Below are 22,137 nucleotides of genomic sequence, written 5' to 3'. Positions count from 1 at the left end.
GCTCCGGAGCCGATGTCCTGGTCAGGGAGGCTTTCGGGAAGACGCCGTCGCCGCGCGTGCCGCCGCGGTCCCCCGGGAAGGCCGCCGGTGGGCGACCTGTGGGCACCGGGCGCGGCGAGGCGTCGCCGGGCCCGCCGGCCCCGGCGCGGATCGGCCGCCGCTGCTGGGCGCCCCCGCCCGGCGACGGCGGCCGCCCGCGTCTCGCCCATGCGCGAAGAGCTTCCAGGGGTGGTCGAAGCCGTAGTCCTCCCCAGGAACCGGAGGTGTCCGGCACAGGCTGCCGAGAGGCAGATTGTTAGCGTTAACAACGGGATGCAAGCCGGAACCCCTCCATCTGGGTGACTCCATGGGGTGTGGGCCGCATCACACAGCACGTCACGAAGCCCCGTCAAGGCTTCAGGGCCGGTCGGATCCGCCCCTCCTCCGGCCGCACCGACCTCACCAGCTCTGACCGTGCGGATCGCCCTGCTCGTGATTCGCCTGGTGCTGAAATTTTCATCGAGACGGCGTGCCCCCGCGGCCCGGTCCTGGCCGGCGATGCTCATCGCCGGGCGCGCGCCCGGCGATGAGCGGCCTGCCCTCTGCCGGGGGTCTACATGCGCGGGGGGAGCGTCGGGGCGCCGAGGCGGGGGCGGTCGGCGGGGTTCGGGGTGTGCGGCGGGTACTGGGCCAGGCGTTCCAGGGCGACCTCGATCGCCCGCTCCAGCTGGGTGTCCAGGCCTCGTGCGTAGTCCTGCGGGGTGATGTCGACCTCGATGTCGGGGTCGGTGCCGTAGTTCTCCACCCGCCATCCGACGTCGTCGAAGGCGAAGGAGAACTCCGGCTGGGTGGTCACCGTGCCGTCGGCCAGCCGGTGGCGCGGCCAGATGCCGATCACCCCGCCCCAGGTGCGCTTGCCGATCAGCGGCCCGAGCCCGAGCAGCTTGAAGGTGTGGCTGAAGATGTCGCCGTCGGAGCCGGCCCACTCGTTGGTGACCGCCACCAAAGGGCCGCGCGGCGACTCGGACGGGTAGGGTTCCGGCACGCCCCAGCGCGGGAAGTCGTACCCCAGCCTGCGCCGCGACAGCTTCTGCAGCAGCAGCCCCGAGACGTGGCCGCCGCCGTTGAAGCGCACGTCCACCACCAGCCCCTCGCGGTCGTACTCGGCCAGGAAGCCGCGGTGGAACTCGGCGTAGCCGTCGGGGCCCATGTCGGGGATGTGGAGGTAGCCGACCCTGCCGCCGGTCCGCTCGTGGGTGAGGGCGCGGTTGGCCTCCACCCAGTCGCGGTAGCGGGCGGGCTGCTCGTCGGAGATGGCCTTGACGGTCACCGTCCTCGCCGGCCCGTCGCCGCGCCTGATCGTCAGCTCGACCTCCTCGTCGGCCTGGTTGACCAGCAGCCGGGCCGGGCCCGCCGCGGCCCCCACCGGCTGCCCGTTGATCGCCAGCACCGCGTCGCCGGCGCGCACGTCCAGGCCGGGACGGTTGAGCGGGGAGGTGGCCTCCGGATCCCAGGGGTCACCGGCGACGATGCGGGCGATGGTATGCACGCCGCCGGAGTAGGCCCAGTCGACGCCCAGCTTGCCCTGCCAGTAGTGCGGCCGCGGACGGTACTCGCCGCCGCTCTCGTAGGCGTGGGAGGTGCCGAGCTCGCCGAGCAGTTCCCACAGCAGGTCGGAGAACTCGCCGCGGGTGCCGACGCGGTCGACCAGCGGCAGGTAGCGCTCGTAGACCCCGTCCCAGTCGATGCCGGCCATGTCCTGCACCCAGAAGTTCTCCCGCTGCAGCCGCCAGGCCTCGCGGAACATCTGCCGCCACTCGGCCTCCGGGCAGACCGACACCTTGACCCGGTCCAGGTCGACCCATCCCGACGCCCGGCCCGGGGCGTCGTCGTCCGGTGGGGTCTCGCCGGCCTTGACCACCCGCAGCCGCCCGCGCGAACGGTAGAGCAGCGTCGTGCCGTCCTGGCCCAGGCGGAATTCGCCGACGCCGGATGCCAGGGTGTCGCACTTCTGCTTGACGAGGTCGAAGACCTGCAGCGTGCCGGAGACCGGCTCGGGGATGTACTCGTCGCCGCGGCTGCCCTCCACGGGGAAGGAGGTGAACAGGACCTTGTCCTTGGTGCCGGCCACGCGGTCGTAGCGGCCCTCGGGAACGGGGAAGGCGACGACCCGCCGCTCGAGGCCCTCCAGTTCGATCTCCAGCGGCTCGTCGTCGTCCTCCTCGTCGGACGCGTGCCGGCCGCCATCGTCGCCGGCGTCCCGATGCCCGTCCTCATGGGCGCCGGGCTCGCCTTCCGTCGCCTCCTTGCCGGCCGGGGAGTCTCCGGACAACGGACGGGGCTCGGGCACGAACGGCGACCCGACGCCGGGCCGCAGCGTGATGGCGTACGGGCGGGTGCCGAGGGGGAAGCCCAGGTCGAACTGCAGTGAGTCGTAGACGGGGTTGAAGACCCGCTGCCCGATGAAGTACAGGTACCGGCCTTCGGGGTCGAAGGCGGGCCTGCTGTCGCGCAGCACCGGCCGGGTGGCGCGGTAGGTCTCGCCCGTGGCGACCCGGCACAGTTTGATCGCCGTGGTCTGGGCGGTGTCGGGGCAGGTGTAGGCGAGCCAGTGGCCGTCGGGCGACCACACGGCGTCCTCGATGCGGCCGAACCGGCTGCTGTCGACGACGGTCATCGTGGCCGGCGACCGCGCCGCCGGCGGGCCGGACGCCGCCGCGCACCGCCCGCCCGCGGCCGCCCCGCCCGTCGCGGGCGCGGCGGTCTGCCCGGCCGCGCCGTAGCCGCCGGCCGTCCCGGAGGGCACACCGGGCGCTCGCGCGGCCGGGGAAGGCGCTTCGGCCGGCTCGCCGTTCGCATCGGGTGGCCCTGCCGCCTGGCCGGAGGCCGCCGGCGTCGCGCCGAGAGCGCTCCCGCCCGCGGCGCCGGGATCGGCCGTCAGGGCCTCTCCCGCCACCGCCGGGCCCGCCACCGGCGTCTCCGGCGCCGCCACGGCCGACGACGTCCCTTGCGCCGGCCCCGTCTGGTCCGCCGCCGGACCCGGCTCGCCGGAGGCGGGCGCCGCGTCGCCCGCCGGGCCGGCCGCGGGCGGGGCGGGTTCGGCCGCGAGGAGCTCGACGATCAGCAGTTCGTTGCGGTGGTTGGTCACCGCGATCTTGTCGGCGGCGGGGGAGACCTCCAGGCCGATGGCGCGCCCGGTGTCCAGCTCCGGCAGCCGCGCCGGCGCGGCGCTGCCGTCGGCGGTCAGCACGACCAGCACCTCGCGGTCGCCGTCGTCGCTGGCGGCGGCGACCAGGCGCCTGCCGTCCCTCAGCCAGGTGAGCAGGCGGTAGCGCACCCCGTCCGGCTCGCCGTGCTGGCGCACCGGCCCCTCCCAGCCGCCGAAGGAGTACGCCTTGCCGCGCGTGGTGATCGCCAGGCCGCTGCCGTCGGGGGAGAGGCGGGCGCTGTCCAGGTAGGCGGCGGCGGGGACGAACCGGCGGTTGCGCTGCGTGCGCGAGCTGCCGAGCCGCACCTCCACGCGCCGCGACTCGCCTTCCTGCGGGTCCAGCACGTACAGCTCGGCGGCGGCGTGGTAGACCAGCCGCACGCCGTCGCCGGACAGGTTGCGCGCGTAGTAGTCGGTGTGGTCGGTGTGCCGCCGGAGGTCCTCGCCGGCGGGGGTGCAGGAGTAGACGTTGCCGATGCCCTCGTGGTCGGACAGGAAGTACACCCGCTCGCCCGCCCAGCAGGGCGAGGCCAGATTGCCCGCCAGGGAGATCAGGCGGGTGAACACGCCGGTGCCCTCGCGGTCGATCCACAGGTCGCCGACGGTGCCGCCGCGGTAGCGCTTCCAGCGCGCGGGATCGGCGGTGTTGCGCCCGAGCACGATGGCGCCGCCGGGGCCGTAGGAGATGGAGTTGGCCGGCCCGTAGGGCAGGCGCTGGGAGACTCCGTCGGCGTCGACCCGGTGCAGCCACTTGCGCCGGTCGAACGGCTGGCCCTCGTCGCTGGCGTAGATGATCGCGCCGGAGGGGTCCCACCCGGTGACCGTGCACAGCGCCCCGTCGTAGGTCATCCGCCGGGCGGTCCCGCCGTCGGCGGGCATGACGTACACCTCTTCGGGGCCTTCCTCCCGGCCGACGAAGGCGAGCCGGGCGCCGTCGGGGGAGAATCGGGGGTAGCCGGCCTCGGCGACACCGGCGGTCAGGCGGAAGGCCCTGCCTCCGTCGGCGGACACCATCCACAGGTCGTCTTCGGCGGCGAAGACGACGACCTCGCCGAAGATGGTGGGGAAGCGCACGTACACGGACATCGATCCTCGCGTTCGGGTGGGCCTCCCATGATCAGGCACCCGGGCCTGCCGCGTCGAGACCGCCGGCGCCGCTGTCCGCAGCCGGTCCCCGGGGCCGCGCGGCTCCGCGCGTGGTCCGGGCGTGGACGGCGGGCGCGCCTTCCGGTTCCGCGGCGGGCGGCGGGTGCCTGATCACGCCGTCACCCGGGCGTCCTGCCTGCGCGCCGTGCCCGCTCACCCGGTGGGAACATCGCGGTGGTCACCGGCTCTCGTCGGGCCCGGCCGCGCGCCGATCGTCTTCTTCGCGTTTGTTCTGCTTGGTCTCGCGCGTGGCTTTGATCGCGGCCTTCTTGGCCTTTCCTGTGGCCTTGTTGGACTTCTTCCGCGCTGCTCCGGCCATGGTCCCCCCTCGCGTATCACGGGTTCTTGTTGCGACAATGCGTCATATTCGACGCATCCAGCGCGGTAAATACCCAAGGATGGAGACAAGCATCTATATAGGTTGTAAAGCCATTTAAATGGACACGTCGCCTGCGGGATGTCAGAGCAGGGTGAGCTGGTGCGGCCCCGAAGGCGGCGCCGCCGGGGACGGCGCCCGCACGCCGCGGGCGGCCCTCGCGGACGAGCGGCCGACCCCCGCGCGCAGGGCCAGCTCGCGCACCTGCCGCATGACCCGGGCCTGGTAGGCCTTGGGCGCGTAGGCGCCGCGGCCGTACAGCTCGAGATAGCGCGGCACCAGGCGGGGGTGCTCGCGGCCCAGCCAGCCGAGGAACCACTCGCGGGCGCCCGGCCGCAGGTGCAGCACGATCGGCACGACGTGGGTGGCGCCGGCCTCGGCGATCTGCCCCACGGCGCGTGCCAGCGCCTGCGGAGAGTCGCTGAGATAGGGCAGGATCGGCGCCATCAGCACCCCGCACGGCACGCCGCGCCCGGCGAGCGCGGCGCAGACCTCCAGCCGCGCGGCGGGGCGCGGGGTGCCCGGCTCGACCGAGCGCCACAGATCGTCGTCCACGAACCCGATCGACAGGGCGGTGGACACCTCGGTCACCTCGGCGGCCTCGGCCAGCAGGTCGAGGTCGCGCAGGATCAGCGAGCCCTTGGTGAGGACGGAGAACGGGTTGCGGGCGTCGCGCAGCGCGGCCAGGATGCCCGGCATCAAGCGGTAGCGCCCCTCGGCCCGCTGGTAGCAGTCGACGTTGGTGCCCATGGCGATGGGATGACCGCCCCAGCGCGGCGCCGCCAGCTCTTTGCGCAGCAACTCGGGGGCGTTGACCTTCACCACGATCTTGGAATCGAAGTCGTGCCCGGAATCGAGGTCGAGGTAGGTGTGGGTCTTGCGCGCGAAGCAGTAGACACAGGCGTGCGAGCAGCCGCGGTAGGGATTGACCGTCCACTCGAACGGGACGTGCGAGGAGGCGGGCACCCGGTTGACGATCGAGCGGGCATGGATCTCGTAGAAGGTCATGCCGCGGAACTCGGGGGTGTCGAAGCTCCTGGCGACCGCGCCGCGGGCGAACAGCGGCGCCTCGGCGGCGCCCTGACCGGCGTCGGTCAGGCGCAGGTTGTCCCAGCGCATGCCTTGATTAGAACAGGTTTTCGACACAGATCGCAACCGCGCAAAGTGGCGGCAAAAAGGAGCTCTGGAAACGGCTAAAGATCTTCGGGTTGGGCAGAACGTCGGCACACCGCTTGCGTCGCCGGGAGGTGCGGCATGGCCTGGTCGCAGGACGAGGAGCGAATGCTTGCCCAGATCGAGAACCACCTCGCCGACGAGGACCCGCGACTCGCCGCCCGGCTCGAGTCGTTCAACGAGCGCGTCGAGCGCCGGGAGACCCAGCGGCGCGACCGCCCCGGCCGTCCCGAACGGGGAAGGCGCCGCCCCAGCCGGTCGACGATCATCATCCTCGTGAGCTGGCTGCTGATCGCCACCCTGATCGCCACTTTGCTGATCATGGTGTTCCGCCACGACGCGGCGGCCCTGCCGATGTGACGTCCCTGCCCGGGCCGCTCAGCCCGGCAGGCCGCGCAGGAAACGGGCGGCGACCGGGGCGGCCACCGCGCCACCCATGCCTCCCGCCTCGACCACCACGGCGAACGCCACGTCGCCGCGGAAGCCGATGAACCAGGCGTGGGAGTCGAGCTTCGGCCCGGTGCCGAACTCGGCGGTGCCGGTCTTGCCCGCCGTGCCCTTCGGCAGCCCCGCCGCCTTGGCGGTGCCCTTGGTGACCACGGCCGCCATCATCGTGCGAAGCTGACCGGTCACCGTCTCGGGCAGCGGCCGGGGCTGGAGCTTCTGCTTGATCGAGGGCACCAGGGTCGGCGGCCGCCAGGAGCCGTCGGCCACCGCGGCGGCGACCGACGCCATCACCAGCGGGCTGGCGGTGATGCGACCTTGCCCGAAGGACTCGGCCGCGAGGTCGGCCTCGCTGGTCGGCTTGGGCATGCTGCCCTTGGTCGCCGGGACGCCGATCGACAGCGGCTGGTTGAACCCCATCGCGGAGGAGATCTCGTACAGCTTGCCGCCGCCCAGGTGGCGCGCGGCCAGCGGGGCGAACGTGGTGTTGCACGAGTGGGCGTAGGAGTCCAGGAAACTCAGCGAGCCGAACGCCTCGTGGTCGGAGTTGCGGATCGCCAGGCCGCCGACGGTGGCCTTCTTGGGGCAGGTGACCTTCTGGTCGGGGGTGAGGCCCTCGGCGAGCAGGCCGGCGGCGGTGACGGTCTTGAAGGTCGACCCGGGAGGGTAGCGCCCGTCCAGGGCGCGGTTGAACCCGCCGCGGTTGTTGACCACGGCGAGGATGTCGCCGCTTCCGGGCCTGATCGCCACCAGCGAGGCCGGCTTGGAAAGGTCGCGCACGGCCGCGACGGCGGCCCGCTGCACGGCGGGGTCCAAGGTGGTGCGCACAGAGGAGCCGGGCGAGCCCTCGATGGTCTTCAGCGTCTTGAGGATCTTCTTGCCGCCGTCGACCACGTTGATCGTCGTGGCGGGAACCCCGGCGAGCCGCTTCTGGAAGGTCTCCTGCAGCCCGCCCCTGCCCACCGCGTCGCCGGGCTTGTAGGAGGAGCCCAGCTTGGCGACGTCCTTGGCGGTGGCCTTGTCGAGATAGCCCACCAGTTGCTGCACCGAGCCGCCGACGTCGCCGGCGTCGATGCGGGCGCCCGAGACGTCCTCGATGACGGCCCGCTGGGGCCAGGTGGTCTTCAGGGCGAGGTGGGTCGAGGCGGTGAGCGCCGGGTGGACCGCGGCCGGCGTCCAGGCGACCTTCCAGTAGTGGTCCTTCACCAGCAGGTCGATGGAGCCGGAATAGGTCCACTCGCCGATGTTCTTCAGCGTCATCGTGGCGGTGTAGGCGGCCTTGGCGCGGTCGTCGCCCGACGGGGTGACCGCGCCGAGCCGGACCGCGACCTTCTCGGCCCCGAGCCTTGCGGCCGGTTCGGCGTAGGCGGCCTCGAACCCCGGCGCGGGGGCGGCGAGGTCGGCCTTCATCGCCGTCAGGTCGCCCCGGGACCAGGCAGCGGCGAACCGGCTCGCGGTCTCCTCGGCGCTGCCCCTGGTGTGGAGCACGTAGTAGGCGCCGCCCGCGGCGGCTCCCACCGCCAGCACGGTGGCGGCGGAGGTGATCGCGATGATTCGGCCGCGCGGCACGCCTTACCCCCCGGTGTCTGGTCGTCGCGACGAGCCTAGCGCGGCCGGTCGGGGACCCCCGCCGCTTCACCGGGCGAAGCGGCTCAGGCGGCCCGGCCGGCCTGCTCCTTGAGGCTGGCGGCGTAGGCGGGCACGTACTCCTGGCCGGACAGGCGCTGGATGGCGGCCATCACCTCGTCGGTCACCGCCCGGCGGTCCTTGGCCCTGGCCGGGTCGCCGGTGAAGGTCATCGGCTCGCCGATGCGCACGCCGATCTTGGCGATGCGCGGCACCGAGGCCCCCGGGGGCAGCACCAGGTCGGTGTTGACCATGGCGACCGGGACCACCGGCGCGCCCGTGGTCAGCGCCAGCCAGGCGACGCCGATCTTGCCCCGGTAGAGCCTGCCGTCCGGGGATCGGGTGCCCTCGGGGTAGATGCCGAACAGCTCGCCGCCCTTGAGCACCTGCACGGCGGCGTCGAGCATCGCCTGCGCCGAGGCGGCGCTCTGCCTGTCGATGGAGACCTGACCGGTGCTGCGCATGTACATGGCCATCAGGCGGTTGCCGGTGAAGTACTCGGACTTGGCGACGAAGGTCACCTTCCGGGGAAGCATGAGCGGCAGGAACACCGAGTCCAGGATGGACAGGTGGTTGGACGCCAGGATCGCGGCCCCCGAGGAGGGGACGTTCTCGGCGCCTGCCACCTTGGGGCGCCACAGCAGGCGGAGGATGGGACTGCTGACGATCTTCGTGAGGCGATACAGCACGGACTCTCCCGGTGTGCGGACGGCCAATGCCCACCATACGGCCCAGACAGGCAACCTTGTGTTACGGCCACCTACAAACTGTTACATCGTGGCTACAACGAAGAGCCCCGCAAGGCGAGCTTGCGGGGCGCTTCGTTTAGGCCGATGTGGCGGTCGCCTCCTCGGCGAGATGCACAACACGGCTCCAGCCGGACGGTATTCCGTGAAGGCGGTAAATGCGGCCCGGGGGACACAAACCACATCGGCTGTTTACAGTTAAGCACACTTCCCGCACCCGTGAGGTCACCGTGGCCGAGCCCGCCCCCACCCCGTCCTACATGCGGCGATACATCACAGAGCCGGCAAGGCCCAGCCCGGCGACCACAGGTCGCCCTCCAAGCGGCACGCCGAGAACCGTGACGTGCGACCGACGCGAACGGTGACGTGACATGCGAAGACCCCCGGGCGCGGAAAGCCCCGGGGGTCTCCGCAGGCTTGCTCAGCTCAGGATCCATTCGCCCTTCTGGTCGGCGAAGCCGGAGTTCAGCCCGAACTGGAACTTGGCGGGCTTGACGCTCGCAGGGATCTCGAACAGCAGCACGCCCTTGCGGCTGTCGCCGGGAGAGACGGTGACCGCGCTGAGCACGACACCTTCGCTGATCTCGCCGAATGTCGTGTTGTACTGCTGGCCCTCGCTGTCGATCAGCTTGGCGCCGTTGGAGGGGGCGTCGTCATAGACGGCTCGCCCTTTGTTGGCCAGGCGCAGTTCGACGGCGACGTACCTGTTGCCCGTCTTCGGCTTGAGGAACTGGTTCGACGGGGTGGCGCGCTGCGTCACCTTCGTGACGGTGACCTTCGACCTGTAGGCCGGGGTCGTTGCCGCGCAGGGTGAGCGCCCCACCGACCGCTGCTGACGTCTGCTGACTGTCGGCCTGCCGGGACGGAACGGGGCGAAGGGAAGCATGTTCGACGAACATCGCCGCGGCTGCCTCCTGCACCAGTTCACTCGCCGGGGTCGTCATCCGGGACCCGCGAATCGCGGCGCGCCGCCCGCCGCCGTCTCGCGACCGGCGGCGGTTCCACCAGGGAACGGCGGCCGCGGCCCGAGGCGGCCCGAGGTGGGGCGGCGCGGGGGGAGATCTTGCGACACAATGGTGATCATGCTGAAGACCGGGCGGCTCATCTTGCGGCGCTGGCGCGAGGACGATCTGGAGCCCTTCGCCGAGTTGAACGCCGACCCCGAGGTGATGGAGCACTTCCCCTTCACCTTGACCCGCGAGCAGAGCGACGCGATGGCCGGGCGCATCATGGCGGCCTTCGATGAGCACGGGTTCGGGCTGTGGGCGGTGGAGGTCGCAGGCAGCGGGGAGTTCATCGGGTTCACCGGCCTGGCGGTGCAGAGTTTCGAGGCGCACTTCACCCCGGCGGTCGAGGTCGGCTGGCGCCTGCGCCGCAAGGCGTGGGGGCAGGGCTACGCCACCGAGGCGGCGACGGCGAGCCTGGAGTACGCCTTCGGTCCCGCCGGGCTGGCGCGGGTGATCTCCATGACCTCGACCACCAACCTGCGTTCCCAGGCCGTCATGCGGCGCCTGGGCATGACGCGCGATGCCGCCGACGACTTCGACCACCCGAGCATCGACGAGGGCAGCCCGCTGCGCCGCCACGTCCTGTATCGCCTGGAGGCCTCCGCCTGGCGCGCCCGCCGTGCCTGAGCCGCTCGTGCCTGGGCCCGCCCGTGCCTGAGCCGCCCGTGCCTGAGCCGTCCGGGGTCACCCGGTCAGCGTGCCGCGCCCCCGGGGCCGCCGGGGCGCAGGGGGCGGGGGTCGGGCATGCGCAGCCGGTCGACGGCCTCGCGGCGGCGGCTTTCGGGCCGGCGGTCGTAGCGCGCGGTGGTGACCGGTGAGGCGTGCCCGACCAGAGCCTGGGTGGTGGCCAGGTCGACGCCCGCGTCCAGCAGCTCGCCGATGAAGGTGCGCCGGAAGTCGTGCGGGGTGCGCTTGGCGGCGCCCGCGGCGGCCAGGCGGCGGGTGACGATGTCGGCGACCGCCTGCCCGGTCATCGGCGCCGGACGCCCCGCGGGGGCGCGCAGCCGCCCGGCCTTGTTGACCGGGCAGAACAGCGCGCCGGGCTCGCGTCCCCGCACCGCCAGCCACGCCTCGGTGCGGGCCACCGCCTCGGCGGTCAGGTAGACCAGGCGCTCTTTGTCGCGCTTGCCGCGCACGCGCAGCGAGCGGGCCGCGGGGTCGTAGTCGCCGAGGGCGAGCCCGGCGACCTCGGCGCGACGGCAGCCGGTGGAGTACAGCACGGCCAGCAGCGCGCCGTCGCGGGCTCCGGCGGGGGAGGGGTCGTGGTCGCAGGCGGCCAGCGCCGCCCCGGCGACCTCCGGCGGGACGTGCTGCCCGGCCGGCAGCCGGGTGTGCGCCAGGGTGGGCAGGTCGGCGGCGCGGTGGTAGTCCTCGGCGGTCATCAGGCCGAGGCGCCAGGCCTCGCGCATGACACGGCGCAGCGCCACCAGGTGTTTGTTGACGTAGGCGGGGGACCACCCGCGCTCGGTGAGGATCGCGCGGACGCGCACGGTGTGCTCATAGCGCAGCAGGTGCCAGGGCTGCCCGGCGCCGGTGGCGGCGGGGTCGCCGGTGATGACGCGGGCGACCCTGTCGAGGCAGCCGCGCATCGTGCGGCGGGACTCGGCGCCGGTCAGCGCGCCGAGGTAGACCAGGTAGGGATCGCTCGCGGGCGTGACGGCGCCGAGGCCGTCGTCGGGCACGGCGGGGACGTCCACCCGCCGATCCTAACCGGCTGAGCGGAATCTACAATGTAAAGGTCTCCGCCGGTGGACGCGTCATGCCCACCAGATCGGTCAGCCTGCGGCTGCGCGCCATGAACCCCGCGACCAGGGCCAGATCGTCGCACCTGCCCCTGACCAGCGGGTACCAGGCCTCCCGCAGCTCGCGCAGGGCCGGGTCCAGGCAGACGCGGTCGGCGGCGGGGTGCAGTTCGACGAGCGCCTGGGCGCGCCGGGGGACGCGGCGGCGCCCGGCGCGGGCCTCGCCTGGTGCGTCGTCGGGCCGTCCGGCGCGCAGGGTCACCTGGCCGTCGCGCTCCATCCGGCCGGCCGTCTCGGCGGCCTCCCGTTCGCTGAGCCCGGCCAGCGCGGCCAGCCGTCCCAGCGGCAGCGGGCTGTGGCGGCGCAGCACGGCCAGGCAGCGGAAGCGCGCGGCGTCCAGGCCCGCGCGTGCGGCCAGGGCCTCCACGAGCCGGTCGGCCTGGGCGAACAGGCCGGCGGTCTCGCGTTCCACGGCCGCAAGGATGTCGATGCCGTCGTCGTGGGACATGGTCGGGCTCCATTCGCGGCGGCGATGCTCCGGAGCGGTCCCGGGCGGGGTGCGTGCCGCCCGGGACCGCGGGCGGGTGTGCGGGGCCGGCCCGCGCACCCGGCCGGCCTCACAGCGGGGTCGCGTGCGTCTCGCTGGACGACTGGGTGACGCAGCGCATCATCGCGTCGCGGAAGAACGCCGCGAAGCCCTCGGAGGTGCCGGTGTCGCGGGCGTCGGCGAGGAAGGGCACGATGCCCTTCTCGATGGTGTGCACGTGCCGCTGGGACGCCAGGTGGCGGGCGATGCCGGCGAAGTCGCCCTGGTAGTGGATCAGCCGTACCAGCACGTCGTCCTTCACGAAGACCCCGGTGCCGAGCAGCCGGGCGGTCTCCTCGCCGTCGTCGTCGGTGACGACGGGCGATTCCAGGGGCGGGGAGTCGCCGAAGAGCGCGGTGAGCTCCTCCTCGTGCCCGGGTTTCACCCGGAAGGTGATCATGGCGTACGGCATCGCATACCTCCATCGTCGTTCGCGGCGCCGGCCGGCGCCGCGCAAGGGCGCCGGCTCCGGGCGGCGACCGCCGCCCGGAGCCGGCCGGGCCGGTCAGTAGGCGGCCACGACCTCGTAGGAGCCGAAGATCCCGAGGTTCTTGTCGTGGTAGCGCGCGAGCGGCGAGGTGGTGGGCAGGTGTTCGGGACTGCGCTCCCACTCGCGGTAGGCCGGCAGGTCGTCCCACTCGCTCAGCACCGCGTAGCGGCGCGGGTCGCGCAGCGAGCGCAGCAGCTCGTTGCCGCGCAGCCCGGCCCGGCCGGTCAAGGTGGTGCTGATCTGGTGGTAGGCGCTCTCGATCGAGCCCTTGTCGGACTCCGGCTCGTTGAGATACAGCGCGACGCGTACACGGCCGGGCTCGGGGGAGGGCTGGGCGCCCAGGCGCGAGGAGACGAGCATGGGGGTCATCGAGGTGCCGGCCGGGTCGCGGTAGGGGTCCAGGCGCATGCGGTTGGCGGCGTGCTCGGGGCTGTGCTCGAACTGGTGGAACCTCTCCTCGTTCTCCCAGTCGCTGACGATGTAGTAGACGCCGTCCTCGTCGGGGCTCTTGGCCAGTGACTGGCCGGCGTTGGCGGGATGGCGGGCGATGGTGGAGGCGACTTCCCGCCAGGTCTTCTCGAATTCTCGCTCCATACCGGGATGGATCCGCATTTTGACCATGACGCGGTAGACGCTGTCCTTGTGGTTCATGCCCACTCTTCTCTTTCTCTCGCTTGCCTTGCTGTCGCGTGCTGTCCGGCGGGATCGGGGCAGGCGTGCCGGTGGACGGCCCGGGGGCCGTCATGAGGGCGGGGGAGCGTGGTGAGGCGGCCCGGGCCGTCAGGCTCGGGCGGGGGCCTGCTCGGCGGCCTCCTCGACGAGCTGCCGGATCCGGTTCATCTGGATCACCGTGTTGTCGTTGAGCCGCTTGGTCATCTGCTTGTCGCTGAGCGGGGCGTCGGGACGCATCTCGAAGTCCTGCACCCAGCGCATGCGCACGGCGTCGGGGACCTGGGTGTACTCCCAGAACAGGTTCATGTACTTGAACCAGCCCGGCTCGACCCGGTGGGCGCGCACGGTGCGGGTGGCCGCGTCGGGGGTGCGCTCGGATACCCAGCTCCACTCGTTGCCGTCGGCGTCGGGGTGCATGGTGAGCCGGAAGCGGATGGTGGGGCCGCGCTGTTCGAGGATGTCGGCCGAGGAGTACTCGCTGAACAGCGTGGGCCACGACTCGACGTCGTTGGTCATGTTCCACACCAGCTCCATGGGGCCGGCGATGATGATCTCGTTGTCGGTGTGTCCTGCCATGGCGTTCCTCCGGGTTCAGGCGGCGAGCCGGCCGTCGACGTAGTCGACGGCCGCCTGCGGGGTCTTCAGCTCGTCGACGGCGTCGTCGGGGATGCGCACGCCGAACTCCTGCTGGATGCGCGCGGCCATCTCCAGCACGGCCAGCGAGTCGTAGCCGAGGTCGGCGAAGGTCATCTCGCCGATGTCGTCGGCGAGGTCGACGGACTCCGGCACTCCCGCGCAGCCGCCCATGATGCGTCTCATGTCGTCGAGGGTGAATGTCGTCATGTCGTTTCTCCGTTGTCGCGAGGTGGGGAGAGCAGGTCTGTCAAGCGGCCGTGACGAGCAGGGCCGCGTTGAAGCCGCCGTGGCCGCGGGCCAGCACCAGGGCGTTGCGCACGGGCCCTTCCCTGGCCGCGCTGCGCACCAGGTCCAGCTCGCAGGCCGGGGCGGTGGCGCGCACGCCCACGGTGGGCGGGATGACCCCGTCGCGGACCGAGAGCAGCGCGGTGGCCAGGTCCAGCGAGGCCCCGCCCGCGTACAGGCGGCCGGTCATGGTCTTGGGCGCGGTGACGGGCACGCCGTAGGGCCCGAAGACCGCCGCGATGGCGCGGGCCTCGGCCAGGTCGTGGCCGGGCACGCCGAGGGCGTCGGCGAAGACCACGTCGACCTGTTCGGGGGTGACGCGGGCCTCGCGCAGGGCCAGGGCGATGGCGCGGCCGAGGTTGGAGCGGGGCTCGCCGCCCGGTTCCGCGCGCGGGTCGAAGGTCGCGCCGTACCCGGCGACCACCCCGTAGGGGCGGGCGCCGCGGGCGCGGGCGGCGGCCTCGTCCTCGACGACGAGCATGGCCCCGCCCTCGCCGGGGACGTAGCCGCAGGCGTCGGCGTCGAAGGGCAGGTAGGCCCGTTCGGGGTCGTCGCGGGGGCTCAGCATCCCGGTGGAGATCTGGGCGACCAGCCCGTAGGGGCACAGCGAGGCGTCGGTGCCGCCGGTGACGACGATGGAGGCGTCCTGGCGCAGCAGCCGCCGGGCCTGGGCCATGACGTCCAGGCCGCCGGCCTGCTCGGCGCAGATGACGCCGCACGGCCCGCGCATGCCGTACCGGATGGAGATCTGGCCGGTGGTGGCGGCGTAGAACCAGGCGATGGACTGGTAGACGCCGACGAACTCCGGCCCCTGGCTCCACAGCTTCTCGATCTCGCGCTGGCCGAACTCGGTGCCCCCGGAGGAGCTGGCGGTGACGACGGCCATCTCGTACTCGGGCAGGTCGCCCGGCTTGACCCCCGCGTCGTGCAGGGCCATGTCGGCGGCCACGAGGCCGAGGTGGCTCCAGTGGTCGGTCTGCACGGCGAGACGGCTCGGCACGTGCTCGGTGTCGTCGAACTCCGACACCTCGCCCGCGACGCGCACGGGGTAGCGCTCGGCGTCGAAGCGGGTGATCCGCCCGAGGCCGCTCTTTCCGTCCAGCGTGGCGGCCCAGTAGGCCTGGGTGCCCAGGCCGTTGGGCGCGGCGACGCCGATGCCGGTCACCACGGGGCGGGCGCCGGGCCCGCGGCCGGGTTCAGTCATGGCCGCCTCCGGGGCCGGTGTCCCCGCCGTCGCGGGCCAGCAGCATGGCCGTCTGGAACCCGCCGAAGCCGCTGCCGACGCTGAGGACCACGTCCACGGGCTGCTCGCGCGCGGTGAGCGGCACGTAGTCCAGGTCGCATTCGGGGTCCGCGGTGTGCAGGTTGGCGGTGGGCGGGACGACGTTGTGCTTGATGGCCAGGGCGCAGGCGGCGACCTCGATGGAGCCGATCGCGCCGAGCGAGTGCCCGACCATGGACTTGATGGAGCTGACCGGCACCTGGTAGGCCCGCTCGCCGAGGGCGCTTTTGAAGGCCGCGGTCTCGTGGCGGTCGTTCTGCCGGGTGCCCGAGCCGTGGGCGTTGATGTAGTCGACGTCGGCGGGGTCCAGCCGCGCCCGGCCCATGGCGGCCCTGATGGCCTCGGCCATCTCGCGGCCGTCCGGCTTGAGGCCGGTCATGTGGTAGGCGTTGCTGCGGCTGGCGAACCCGACGATCTCGGCGTACACCTGGGCGCCGCGCCGCAGGGCCGCCTCCCGCTCCTCCAGGATCATGACGGCGCAGCCCTCGCCGAGGACGAAGCCGTTGCGGTCCAGGTCGAACGGGCGGGAGGCGTGCTCGGGGTCGTCGTTGCTGGGCGAGGTCGCCTTGATGGCGTCGAAGCAGGCGACGGTGATCGGCGAGATCGGCGCGTCGGTGGCCCCGGCCACGACGGCGTCCGCGCTGCCCTCCTTGACCAGCTGGTAGCCGTGCCCGACCGAGTCGAGGCCGGCGGTGCAGCCGGTGGAGATGAGCGCGACCGGGCCCTCGGCGCCACCGGCCCAGGCGACCTCGGCGGCGATGGTGCTGGGCACCATGTACCCGTACAGCTGGGGCACCCCGTAGGCCGGGTCGACCAGCCATTTGGCGCCGCCGTCGCTGAGGACGACGTACTCCTCCTCAAGGCCCATGGTGCAGCCGACGGCGCTGCCGATGGAGACGCCGAGCCGTTCGGGCGGCACGCAGGCGGCGTCCAGGCCGCTGTCGGCCAGCGCCTCGCGGGCGCTGACCACGCCGAGCTGCGCGGCGCGGTCCATGCGGCGGATCTCCTGCGGCGACAATCCCTGGGCGGCGGGGTCGAAGTCGCATTCGGCGGCGATCCGGGAGCGGAAGCCGGTGGCGTCGAACAGGGTGATGGCCCGGGTGGCGGTCCGCCCGGAGGTGACCAGCTCCCAGAATGCCTTGACGCCGAGGCCGCCGGGCGCGGTGACGCCGATGCCGGTGATGACCACCCGGCGCCCGTGCCGCGCGCGCGCGAAGGACGGCCGGGCCGGCCGCGCCCGGGTGCGGCGCCGTGCCGCCGGGCGGACGCCGGCGTCCTGGCCGGTGAGGTTCACCGCGGGCTCCCTGCCGGGGCGTCACTCGCGGCGTGCTCGGAACCGCCGTGCCCGGTGCCGCCGTGCTCGGTGCCGCCGTGCTCGGTGCCGCCGTGCTCGGTGTCGACGTGGCCGAGGTCGGGCCGGGGGGCCAGAGGGCTGGCGTGGAACACCATGCACGCCTCCTCCTCGCCGGTGTTGTCGACCCGGTGCCGGACGGTCTTGGGCACCATGAGCGCCTCGCCGGGGTGAAGGACGATCTCCTGGCCGCCGTCGATGCGGGCGGTCACGGTGCCCCGCACCAGGTACATGAACTCCTCGGAGTAGGGGTGGTAGTGCTCGACGAAGTGCTCGCCGGGCTTGAGGTAGGCGACGCCCATGAAGCCGGAGGTGGCGCCTGCCGTCTTCGGGCCGAGCAGGACGCGGATGTCGCCGCCGCGGCGGTGGTTGGGCTCCACCTGGTCGGCGCTGAACTTGGACAGGCGGATCTCACTCATGGCCGTCGGCCTCCCAGGTGTAGAAGGGCTCGGCCATGGCGTCCTTGGGCTCGCGCCAGCCGGGGTCATAGGGGCGGATGTGCTCGCTGAGCCGCTGGTTGATCTCGCCGTACAGCGGGTGGCTGCGCGCCTTGTACAGGTTCGGCGTGATGTCGCGGTCCGCCTCGACCAGGTGGAAGTACAGGTCGTGGAAGCGGAACAGCGTGCGGCGTGACACTCCGATGAGATACGGCAGGTCGCTCGCGTCCGAATCGGCGAAGATCTTCGCCACGGATTCGGTCTCGGAGGGCTCCATCCGCGCCACGATTAGCGTCCGGTGCACCAGGCGTCTCCTTTCGTTCCGTACGCAGCAATGCTGCGTGGAGCGCCTGGTTTGATGCTGATGCGACGCTAGTGCCGGAATTCTCGGTCAGGGGCCGAGGACGTGCGACGCGCCGCCGTTGACGCACTCGGCCGGCGCGGTCAGCGAGAACGGCCGCCCGGCGGCCTCCCCGGCCGGCGGGCCGGCCTCCTCGCGCGCGCCGGCGGGCTCGTGCCGGTGGGCGGGCCCGCCGGTCGTCCAGGCGTCATAGGGCGCGGGCAGCGCCTCGCCGCGGCCGTCCAGCTCCCGCTCCAGGCACTCGCGCGCGTACAGCCGGACCAGTTCGTGGATGGCGTAGTGCACCTCGCCCGGCGGCGTGGTCCGCGCCGACAGCAGCGAGCAGTCGGCCAGGCGCGCGAGCAGCCGCTCGGCGTGGCCGGGTTCGCAGCCGAGCAGCGCACCCGCCTGGCGCATGGTGATGTCCGGGGTCTGCAGCAGCCCGAGCAGCCGGAAGAGGCTGCGTTCCGGCTCGCCGAGCCGCTCGTAGGTGGCGTGGAAGGCGGTGCGCACGTCCAGGTCGGCGACGCGCAGGTCCGACAGCCGCGAACGCGGGTCCTCCAGACGTCCGGCGAACGTGGCCAGCGTCAGGCCCTGCCCGGCGGCGAGGCGCGACCCGGCGCACCGGAGCGCCAGCGGCAGCCGCCCGCACAGGCGCACGATGTGCGCGGCGGCCGCGCGCTCGCTCTCCAGCCGGGCCGCGCCGATGATCCGGGCGAGCAGTTCCAGCCCCTCCTCCTCGGTGAGCGGCTCCAGCTCCACCATGTGCGCGCCGGCGAACCCGTGCAGGGCGAAGCGGCTGGTCACGATGACGGCGCAACCCGCCGATCCGGGCAGCAGCGGCTGGATCTGGGCGTATCCGGCGGCGTCGTCGAGCACGATGAGCACCTGGCGGTCGCTGCACCAGGTGCGGAACAGCTTGCTGCGCTCGTCGCGGTCGGCCGGGACGTCGCCCGCGGGGACGCCCGCGGCGCGCAGGAACCCGGCCAGCACCTCGCCGGGGTCGGCGGGGACCCCCGACCCGCCGAGCTCGGCGAAGAACTGCCCGGAGGGGAAGGACGCGCGGGCCCGGTGGGCGGCGTGCACGGCCAGCGCCGTCTCGCCCACCCCCGGCATCCCGCTGACGCACACCACCCGCACGGCGGTGCCGGACTCCGCCGGGCCCGACAGGACGGCGGCGATCCGGTCGCCCACCTGCCCGCGGCCGACGAAGTCCCCGATGTCGGGCGGGAGCTGGGCGGGCTTGACGGCGGCCGCCGGTGCGGCGGGGGCCGGGGCGGCCGGGTGCGCGGGGTCCAGATCGGGCTGCTCCAGGCCCGGGTCGGCCGACAGCAGGCGCCGCTGCAGGCGGCACAGGGCGGGGGAGGGTTCCAGGCCGAGCTGGCCGATCAGCACCTGGCGCAGGTTCTGGTACACCTCCAGCGCCTCGCCGCGCCGTCCGGCCTGGTACAGCGCGGTCATCAGCTTGGCGTAGAAGTCCTCGTTGAGCGGATGGGTGGCGATGAGCTCCTTCAGTTCGCTGATCAGCTCGCGGTGCCGGCCCAGGCGCAGGTCGGCGTCCAGGCGCAGCTGCAGGGCCCGTAGCCGGCTCTCCTCAAGGCGGGTGATCTGCGCCGACAGCAGCTCTCCCGCCGCCAGGTTGGCAAGGGCGGGCCCCCGCCACAGCCCGAGGGCATTGGACAGGGCCTCGGTGGCGTGCGCGGCGTCGTCGCGCTCCAGCGCGCTCCAGCCGTCGGCGACCAGGCGTTCGAAGCGGTACACGTCGATGGTCTCGGGGGCGGTGGCCAGCAGGTAGCCGTAGGGCTGGGTGACCACGGTGGCGGGGCCGCCGGTGCCGAGCATCTTGCGCAGCTTGTACACGTAGGTATGCAAGGTGGGCAGGGCGGTCGCCGGTGGCCGCTCGCCCCACAGCTCGTCGATCAGCTCGCGCGTGGACACGATCTGGTTGTGCCGCAGGACCAGCATGGCCAGCACCGCGCGGACCTTGGCGGCGCTCGGCGTCAGATCGGCGCTGTCGTCGACGACTTGCAGCGAACCCAGAACCCGGAACTCCATGTGATCTCCGCAGTTGATCGGCGACGCCGTCCGAGCCGGCCGGCACACGGCGTCGGCGCGTGCTCGGGCGCCTGGTGGACTCCTCGAATTTAGATGGACTCGCTTATCGGAACTGCCGGAAAGATGGCTCATGAGGACAAAATCTCCGAAAAAGTCCTGGTCTAGTACTATATTCTTTACCTCGTCCAGTAATTCCGAATAATGTCGGGACCGGTTCGGAGTGAAATGCGGCGTATGGCCTGTCGCTGTTTAGTATGAAAAAGACGGATAAGTATGGATAAGTCGTAAGTAGAGCGTCCCGCCAGGTTTTCCGTCATCGCGCCCGCCCTCCGGCCCGTCGCCCCCGAGACCGGGCCGACCGGGGCCTGACAGGGGCCGATCGGGGCCTGACAGGGGCCGATCGGGGCCGGCGGCGCCCGCCCGGCCCCGGTTAACGTCCCCGCGCCGGGCCGGCGCGGGCCCCGTGGCGGGCGGCGTTCCCGCCCGCGGACCAGGGCGCCTCCATCGCCTGTCCATCGCCGGACCAGCGGACGGGCGCATGGTTGCGATCAGGAAGGCCCGCCGCGCGCCGCGGCCGGCGTACCCCCGAAGGCCTGGGGAGGATGCACATGCGACCACACGCCCGCGCAGGAACGGGGAGCGCCGCATGACCGCCGTCTGCCCGGCGACCGACACCCCGGCGTGGATCCGCTGCCCGGGCTGCCAGGATCCCGTCTACGGCGAGCACCACCGCAGGCGCCTGAGGGTGTGCGCCGGTTGCGGCCACCACGACCGGCTGGGCGCCCGCGAGCGGCTGGAGCAGCTGCTCGACCGCGGCACACCGAGCGCGCTGACCGCCGCGCCCACCCTGACCGATCCGCTGGACTTCACCGACACCCGCCCCTACTCCGTCCGGCTGGAGCAGGCGCGGCAGGGCACCGGCCTGGCCGAGGCGGTGATGTGCGTCTCGGCGTCCCTGAAGGGCCGGCCGGTCGTGGCCGCCGTCATGGACTTCGCCTTCATGGGCGGCAGCCTCGGCTGCGCCGTCGGCGAGCGCATCACCGCCGCCGCCGAACACGCCCTGAGCACGCGCAGGCCCCTGGTGATGGTGACGGCCTCCGGAGGCGCCCGCATGCAGGAGGGCGCGCTGGCCCTGATGCAGATGGCCAAGACCGCCCAGGCGCTGGCCGACCTGGACGACGCCGGGGTGCTCACCGTCACCGTGGTGACCGATCCCACCTACGGCGGCGTCGCCGCCTCCTACGCCACCCTGGCCGACGTCATCCTCGCCGAGGCGGGGGCGCACATGGGCTTCGCCGGGCCACGGGTGATCGCCGGCACCATCGGGCAGCGCCTGCCCGACGGCTTCCAGACCGCCGAGACGCTGCTGGCGGGCGGCCTGGTCGACGGCGTGCGCCGGCGCACCGAGCTGCGTCCGTCGCTGGCCCACCTGCTGGCGGCCGCCGCGTGGGCCCGTGACGGACGCCACGTACCGCACTCATGGCAGGACGACGCGCCGCCCCTGGTGCGCCACCCGGGCGAGCTGCCCGAGCGCGACCCCTGGCAGACCGTCGCCCTGGCCCGCGACCCCGGCCGCCCCACCACCCTGGACTACGCCTGCCACCTGCTGGAGGACTTCCAGGAGCTGCACGGCGACCGGATGTCGGGCGACTGCCCGGCCATCGCCGGCGGCATCGGGCGCCTGGACGGCGTGCCGGTCATGCTCATCGGCCACCAGAAGGGCCACGACACCCGCGAACTGGTCGCCCGCGGCTTCGGCATGGGCTCCCCGGCCGGGTTCCGCAAGGCGGCGCGGCTGATGCGGCTGGCCGGCAAGCTCGGCCTGCCGGTGGTCACCCTCGTCGACACCCCCGGCGCCTGCGCCGGCGTCGAGGCCGAACAGGGCGGGCAGGCCCACGCCATCGCCGGCAACCTGCGCCTTCTGTCCGCGCTGCCCGTGCCGGTGGTCGCCGTCGTCACCGGCGAGGGCGGCAGCGGCGGGGCGCTCGCCCTGGCCGTGGCCGACCGGGTGCTGGCCCTGGGCAACGCGGTCTACTCGGTGATCAGCCCCGAAGGCTGCGCCTCGATCCTGTGGCGCGACCCCGCCGCCGCGCCCCGCGCCGCCGGCGCCCTGCGGCTCACGGCACGCGACCTGCTGGGGCAGGGCGTCATCGACGCCGTGGTCCCCGAGCCGGACGGCGGCGCCCACCGGGACCCGGCGCTGACCGCCCGCCGCGTCGGCCGCGCCCTGACCGCGACGCTGCACGAGCTCGCGCGGGCCGACCCGGCCGACCTGGTGGCCGCGCGCAGGCGGCGCTTCCGCCGCTTCGGGGTCGCCTAGCGCCACGCCGCTCACGCACCGCCGCTCACGCGCCTCCGCGCAGCGGTCCGTCGAAGGAGGAACGCATGACAGCCGAACCCACACCGGTGGACGAGGGCGAACGCGTGCTGGACTGGGTCGTGCGCCACGCCGCCCGGCTGGCGGGCGCCGGCCCGGCGCCGCTGCGCAGGATCACCGTCTCCACCGCCGCCCTGGCCCTCGCCGGCGACCCGGCCGCCGCGCCGCGCGCCGCCGGG

General features: G+C 73.2%; 20 protein-coding genes. 3 read left to right on the top strand and 17 right to left on the bottom strand.

All coding sequences use genetic code 11. The features are described 5' to 3' along the window. Nucleotides 1–592: 592 nt before the first annotated feature. The 3 genes from ACFO60_RS28545 to ACFO60_RS28535 all read right to left on the bottom strand — a co-directional run bounded on the left by ACFO60_RS28545 (nucleotide 593) and on the right by ACFO60_RS28535 (nucleotide 5,828). Complete coding sequence (locus ACFO60_RS28545; RefSeq protein ID WP_380845945.1) at nucleotides 593–4,273, bottom strand: S41 family peptidase; 3,681 nt, start codon at nucleotides 4,271–4,273, stop codon at nucleotides 593–595. A 238-nt stretch (nucleotides 4,274–4,511) separates the two neighbouring features. Beyond that, nucleotides 4,512–4,652 (bottom strand): hypothetical protein, encoded by a 141-nt coding sequence (locus ACFO60_RS28540; protein ID WP_380845942.1) that lies wholly within the window; start codon nucleotides 4,650–4,652, stop codon nucleotides 4,512–4,514. A 141-nt stretch (nucleotides 4,653–4,793) separates the two neighbouring features. Next, a complete protein-coding gene (locus tag ACFO60_RS28535) occupies nucleotides 4,794–5,828 on the bottom strand; it encodes an Rv2578c family radical SAM protein (protein ID WP_380845939.1) in 1,035 nt (344 codons plus the stop codon). Nucleotides 5,829–5,963: 135 nt separating this feature from the next. Between ACFO60_RS28535 and ACFO60_RS28530 the strand changes: the two genes are divergently transcribed. Then, nucleotides 5,964–6,242, top strand: coding sequence for a DUF3040 domain-containing protein (locus ACFO60_RS28530; RefSeq protein WP_380845936.1), 279 nt, complete (start codon nucleotides 5,964–5,966; stop codon nucleotides 6,240–6,242). Nucleotides 6,243–6,260: 18 nt separating this feature from the next. On the opposite strand, the gene ACFO60_RS28525 is transcribed toward ACFO60_RS28530, so the two are convergent. From ACFO60_RS28525 to ACFO60_RS28515, 3 genes are all read right to left on the bottom strand, one after another. Continuing rightward, nucleotides 6,261–7,895: a penicillin-binding transpeptidase domain-containing protein gene (locus ACFO60_RS28525; protein WP_380845933.1), complete on the bottom strand. Its 1,635-nt coding sequence runs from the start codon at nucleotides 7,893–7,895 to the stop codon at nucleotides 6,261–6,263. 83 nt (nucleotides 7,896–7,978) lie between these two features. Further along, nucleotides 7,979–8,641, bottom strand: coding sequence for a lysophospholipid acyltransferase family protein (locus ACFO60_RS28520; RefSeq protein WP_380845930.1), 663 nt, complete (start codon nucleotides 8,639–8,641; stop codon nucleotides 7,979–7,981). A gap of 478 nt (nucleotides 8,642–9,119) precedes the next feature. After that, nucleotides 9,120–9,584, bottom strand: a complete 465-nt coding sequence (locus ACFO60_RS28515; protein WP_380845927.1) for a DUF4352 domain-containing protein — start codon at nucleotides 9,582–9,584, stop codon at nucleotides 9,120–9,122. A gap of 196 nt (nucleotides 9,585–9,780) precedes the next feature. On the opposite strand from ACFO60_RS28515, the gene ACFO60_RS28510 reads away from it, so the two are divergent. Beyond that, the gene (locus ACFO60_RS28510; RefSeq protein ID WP_380845924.1) at nucleotides 9,781–10,332 is read left to right on the top strand and encodes a GNAT family N-acetyltransferase; all 552 of its coding nucleotides are present in this window, start codon (nucleotides 9,781–9,783) and stop codon (nucleotides 10,330–10,332) included. A gap of 65 nt (nucleotides 10,333–10,397) precedes the next feature. On the opposite strand, the gene ACFO60_RS28505 is transcribed toward ACFO60_RS28510, so the two are convergent. From ACFO60_RS28505 to ACFO60_RS28455, 11 genes are all read right to left on the bottom strand, one after another. Then, on the bottom strand, nucleotides 10,398–11,402 hold the full coding sequence (locus ACFO60_RS28505) for a tyrosine-type recombinase/integrase (RefSeq protein ID WP_380845921.1): 1,005 nt from the start codon (nucleotides 11,400–11,402) through the stop codon (nucleotides 10,398–10,400). Nucleotides 11,403–11,430: 28 nt separating this feature from the next. Continuing rightward, on the bottom strand, nucleotides 11,431–11,955 hold the full coding sequence (locus tag ACFO60_RS28500) for a hypothetical protein (protein WP_380845918.1): 525 nt from the start codon (nucleotides 11,953–11,955) through the stop codon (nucleotides 11,431–11,433). Nucleotides 11,956–12,064: 109 nt separating this feature from the next. After that, the gene (locus ACFO60_RS28495; protein WP_380845915.1) at nucleotides 12,065–12,445 is read right to left on the bottom strand and encodes a SchA/CurD-like domain-containing protein; all 381 of its coding nucleotides are present in this window, start codon (nucleotides 12,443–12,445) and stop codon (nucleotides 12,065–12,067) included. Nucleotides 12,446–12,538: 93 nt separating this feature from the next. Next, the gene (locus ACFO60_RS28490; RefSeq protein ID WP_380845912.1) at nucleotides 12,539–13,174 is read right to left on the bottom strand and encodes an antibiotic biosynthesis monooxygenase family protein; all 636 of its coding nucleotides are present in this window, start codon (nucleotides 13,172–13,174) and stop codon (nucleotides 12,539–12,541) included. Nucleotides 13,175–13,303: 129 nt separating this feature from the next. Continuing rightward, entirely contained in the window at nucleotides 13,304–13,771 is a 468-nt protein-coding gene (locus tag ACFO60_RS28485) for an SRPBCC family protein (RefSeq protein ID WP_380845909.1), read from the bottom strand. A gap of 15 nt (nucleotides 13,772–13,786) precedes the next feature. Beyond that, entirely contained in the window at nucleotides 13,787–14,038 is a 252-nt protein-coding gene (locus ACFO60_RS28480) for an acyl carrier protein (protein ID WP_380845906.1), read from the bottom strand. Nucleotides 14,039–14,078: 40 nt separating this feature from the next. Further along, nucleotides 14,079–15,320, bottom strand: a complete 1,242-nt coding sequence (locus ACFO60_RS28475; protein ID WP_380845903.1) for a ketosynthase chain-length factor — start codon at nucleotides 15,318–15,320, stop codon at nucleotides 14,079–14,081. Next, a complete protein-coding gene (locus ACFO60_RS28470) occupies nucleotides 15,313–16,587 on the bottom strand; it encodes a beta-ketoacyl-[acyl-carrier-protein] synthase family protein (RefSeq protein WP_380846250.1) in 1,275 nt (424 codons plus the stop codon). Before ACFO60_RS28470 ends, ACFO60_RS28475 begins: the two co-directional genes overlap by 8 nt. Before the next feature lie 101 nt (nucleotides 16,588–16,688). Continuing rightward, nucleotides 16,689–17,168: a cupin domain-containing protein gene (locus ACFO60_RS28465; RefSeq protein ID WP_380845900.1), complete on the bottom strand. Its 480-nt coding sequence runs from the start codon at nucleotides 17,166–17,168 to the stop codon at nucleotides 16,689–16,691. Next, nucleotides 17,161–17,490 (bottom strand): TcmI family type II polyketide cyclase, encoded by a 330-nt coding sequence (locus tag ACFO60_RS28460; RefSeq protein WP_380845897.1) that lies wholly within the window; start codon nucleotides 17,488–17,490, stop codon nucleotides 17,161–17,163. Before ACFO60_RS28460 ends, ACFO60_RS28465 begins: the two co-directional genes overlap by 8 nt. 87 nt (nucleotides 17,491–17,577) lie before the next feature. Then, complete coding sequence (locus tag ACFO60_RS28455; protein WP_380845894.1) at nucleotides 17,578–19,581, bottom strand: AfsR/SARP family transcriptional regulator; 2,004 nt, start codon at nucleotides 19,579–19,581, stop codon at nucleotides 17,578–17,580. A 646-nt stretch (nucleotides 19,582–20,227) separates the two neighbouring features. Here ACFO60_RS28455 and ACFO60_RS28450 point away from each other — a divergent pair. Next, the gene (locus tag ACFO60_RS28450) at nucleotides 20,228–21,901 is read left to right on the top strand and encodes an acetyl-CoA carboxylase carboxyltransferase subunit alpha (RefSeq protein WP_380845891.1); all 1,674 of its coding nucleotides are present in this window, start codon (nucleotides 20,228–20,230) and stop codon (nucleotides 21,899–21,901) included. The last annotated feature ends 236 nt before the right edge of the window (nucleotides 21,902–22,137 follow it).

Source organism: Sphaerisporangium dianthi (assembly GCF_042654065.1).
Classification (GTDB): Bacteria; Actinomycetota; Actinomycetes; order Streptosporangiales; family Streptosporangiaceae; genus Sphaerisporangium; species Sphaerisporangium dianthi.
The sequence above is the reverse complement of the archived record's forward strand: the minus strand, read 5'-3'. Positions and strand labels throughout refer to the sequence as shown.

Bases quoted from the DNA above. Each gene is read 5' to 3' on its own strand.
- ACFO60_RS28545 (WP_380845945.1), bottom strand. From the start codon at position 4,273: ATGTCCGTGTACGTGCGCTTCCCCACCATCTTCGGCGAGGTCGTCGTC.
- ACFO60_RS28540 (WP_380845942.1), bottom strand. From the start codon at position 4,652: ATGGCCGGAGCAGCGCGGAAGAAGTCCAACAAGGCCACAGGAAAGGCC.
- ACFO60_RS28535 (WP_380845939.1), bottom strand. From the start codon at position 5,828: ATGCGCTGGGACAACCTGCGCCTGACCGACGCCGGTCAGGGCGCCGCC.
- ACFO60_RS28530 (WP_380845936.1), top strand. From the start codon at position 5,964: ATGGCCTGGTCGCAGGACGAGGAGCGAATGCTTGCCCAGATCGAGAAC.
- ACFO60_RS28515 (WP_380845927.1), bottom strand. From the start codon at position 9,584: ATGCTTCCCTTCGCCCCGTTCCGTCCCGGCAGGCCGACAGTCAGCAGA.
- ACFO60_RS28510 (WP_380845924.1), top strand. From the start codon at position 9,781: ATGCTGAAGACCGGGCGGCTCATCTTGCGGCGCTGGCGCGAGGACGAT.
- ACFO60_RS28500 (WP_380845918.1), bottom strand. From the start codon at position 11,955: ATGTCCCACGACGACGGCATCGACATCCTTGCGGCCGTGGAACGCGAG.
- ACFO60_RS28495 (WP_380845915.1), bottom strand. From the start codon at position 12,445: ATGCCGTACGCCATGATCACCTTCCGGGTGAAACCCGGGCACGAGGAG.
- ACFO60_RS28490 (WP_380845912.1), bottom strand. From the start codon at position 13,174: ATGAACCACAAGGACAGCGTCTACCGCGTCATGGTCAAAATGCGGATC.
- ACFO60_RS28485 (WP_380845909.1), bottom strand. From the start codon at position 13,771: ATGGCAGGACACACCGACAACGAGATCATCATCGCCGGCCCCATGGAG.
- ACFO60_RS28480 (WP_380845906.1), bottom strand. From the start codon at position 14,038: ATGACGACATTCACCCTCGACGACATGAGACGCATCATGGGCGGCTGC.
- ACFO60_RS28475 (WP_380845903.1), bottom strand. From the start codon at position 15,320: ATGACTGAACCCGGCCGCGGGCCCGGCGCCCGCCCCGTGGTGACCGGC.
- ACFO60_RS28465 (WP_380845900.1), bottom strand. From the start codon at position 17,168: ATGAGTGAGATCCGCCTGTCCAAGTTCAGCGCCGACCAGGTGGAGCCC.
- ACFO60_RS28455 (WP_380845894.1), bottom strand. From the start codon at position 19,581: ATGGAGTTCCGGGTTCTGGGTTCGCTGCAAGTCGTCGACGACAGCGCC.
- ACFO60_RS28450 (WP_380845891.1), top strand. From the start codon at position 20,228: ATGACCGCCGTCTGCCCGGCGACCGACACCCCGGCGTGGATCCGCTGC.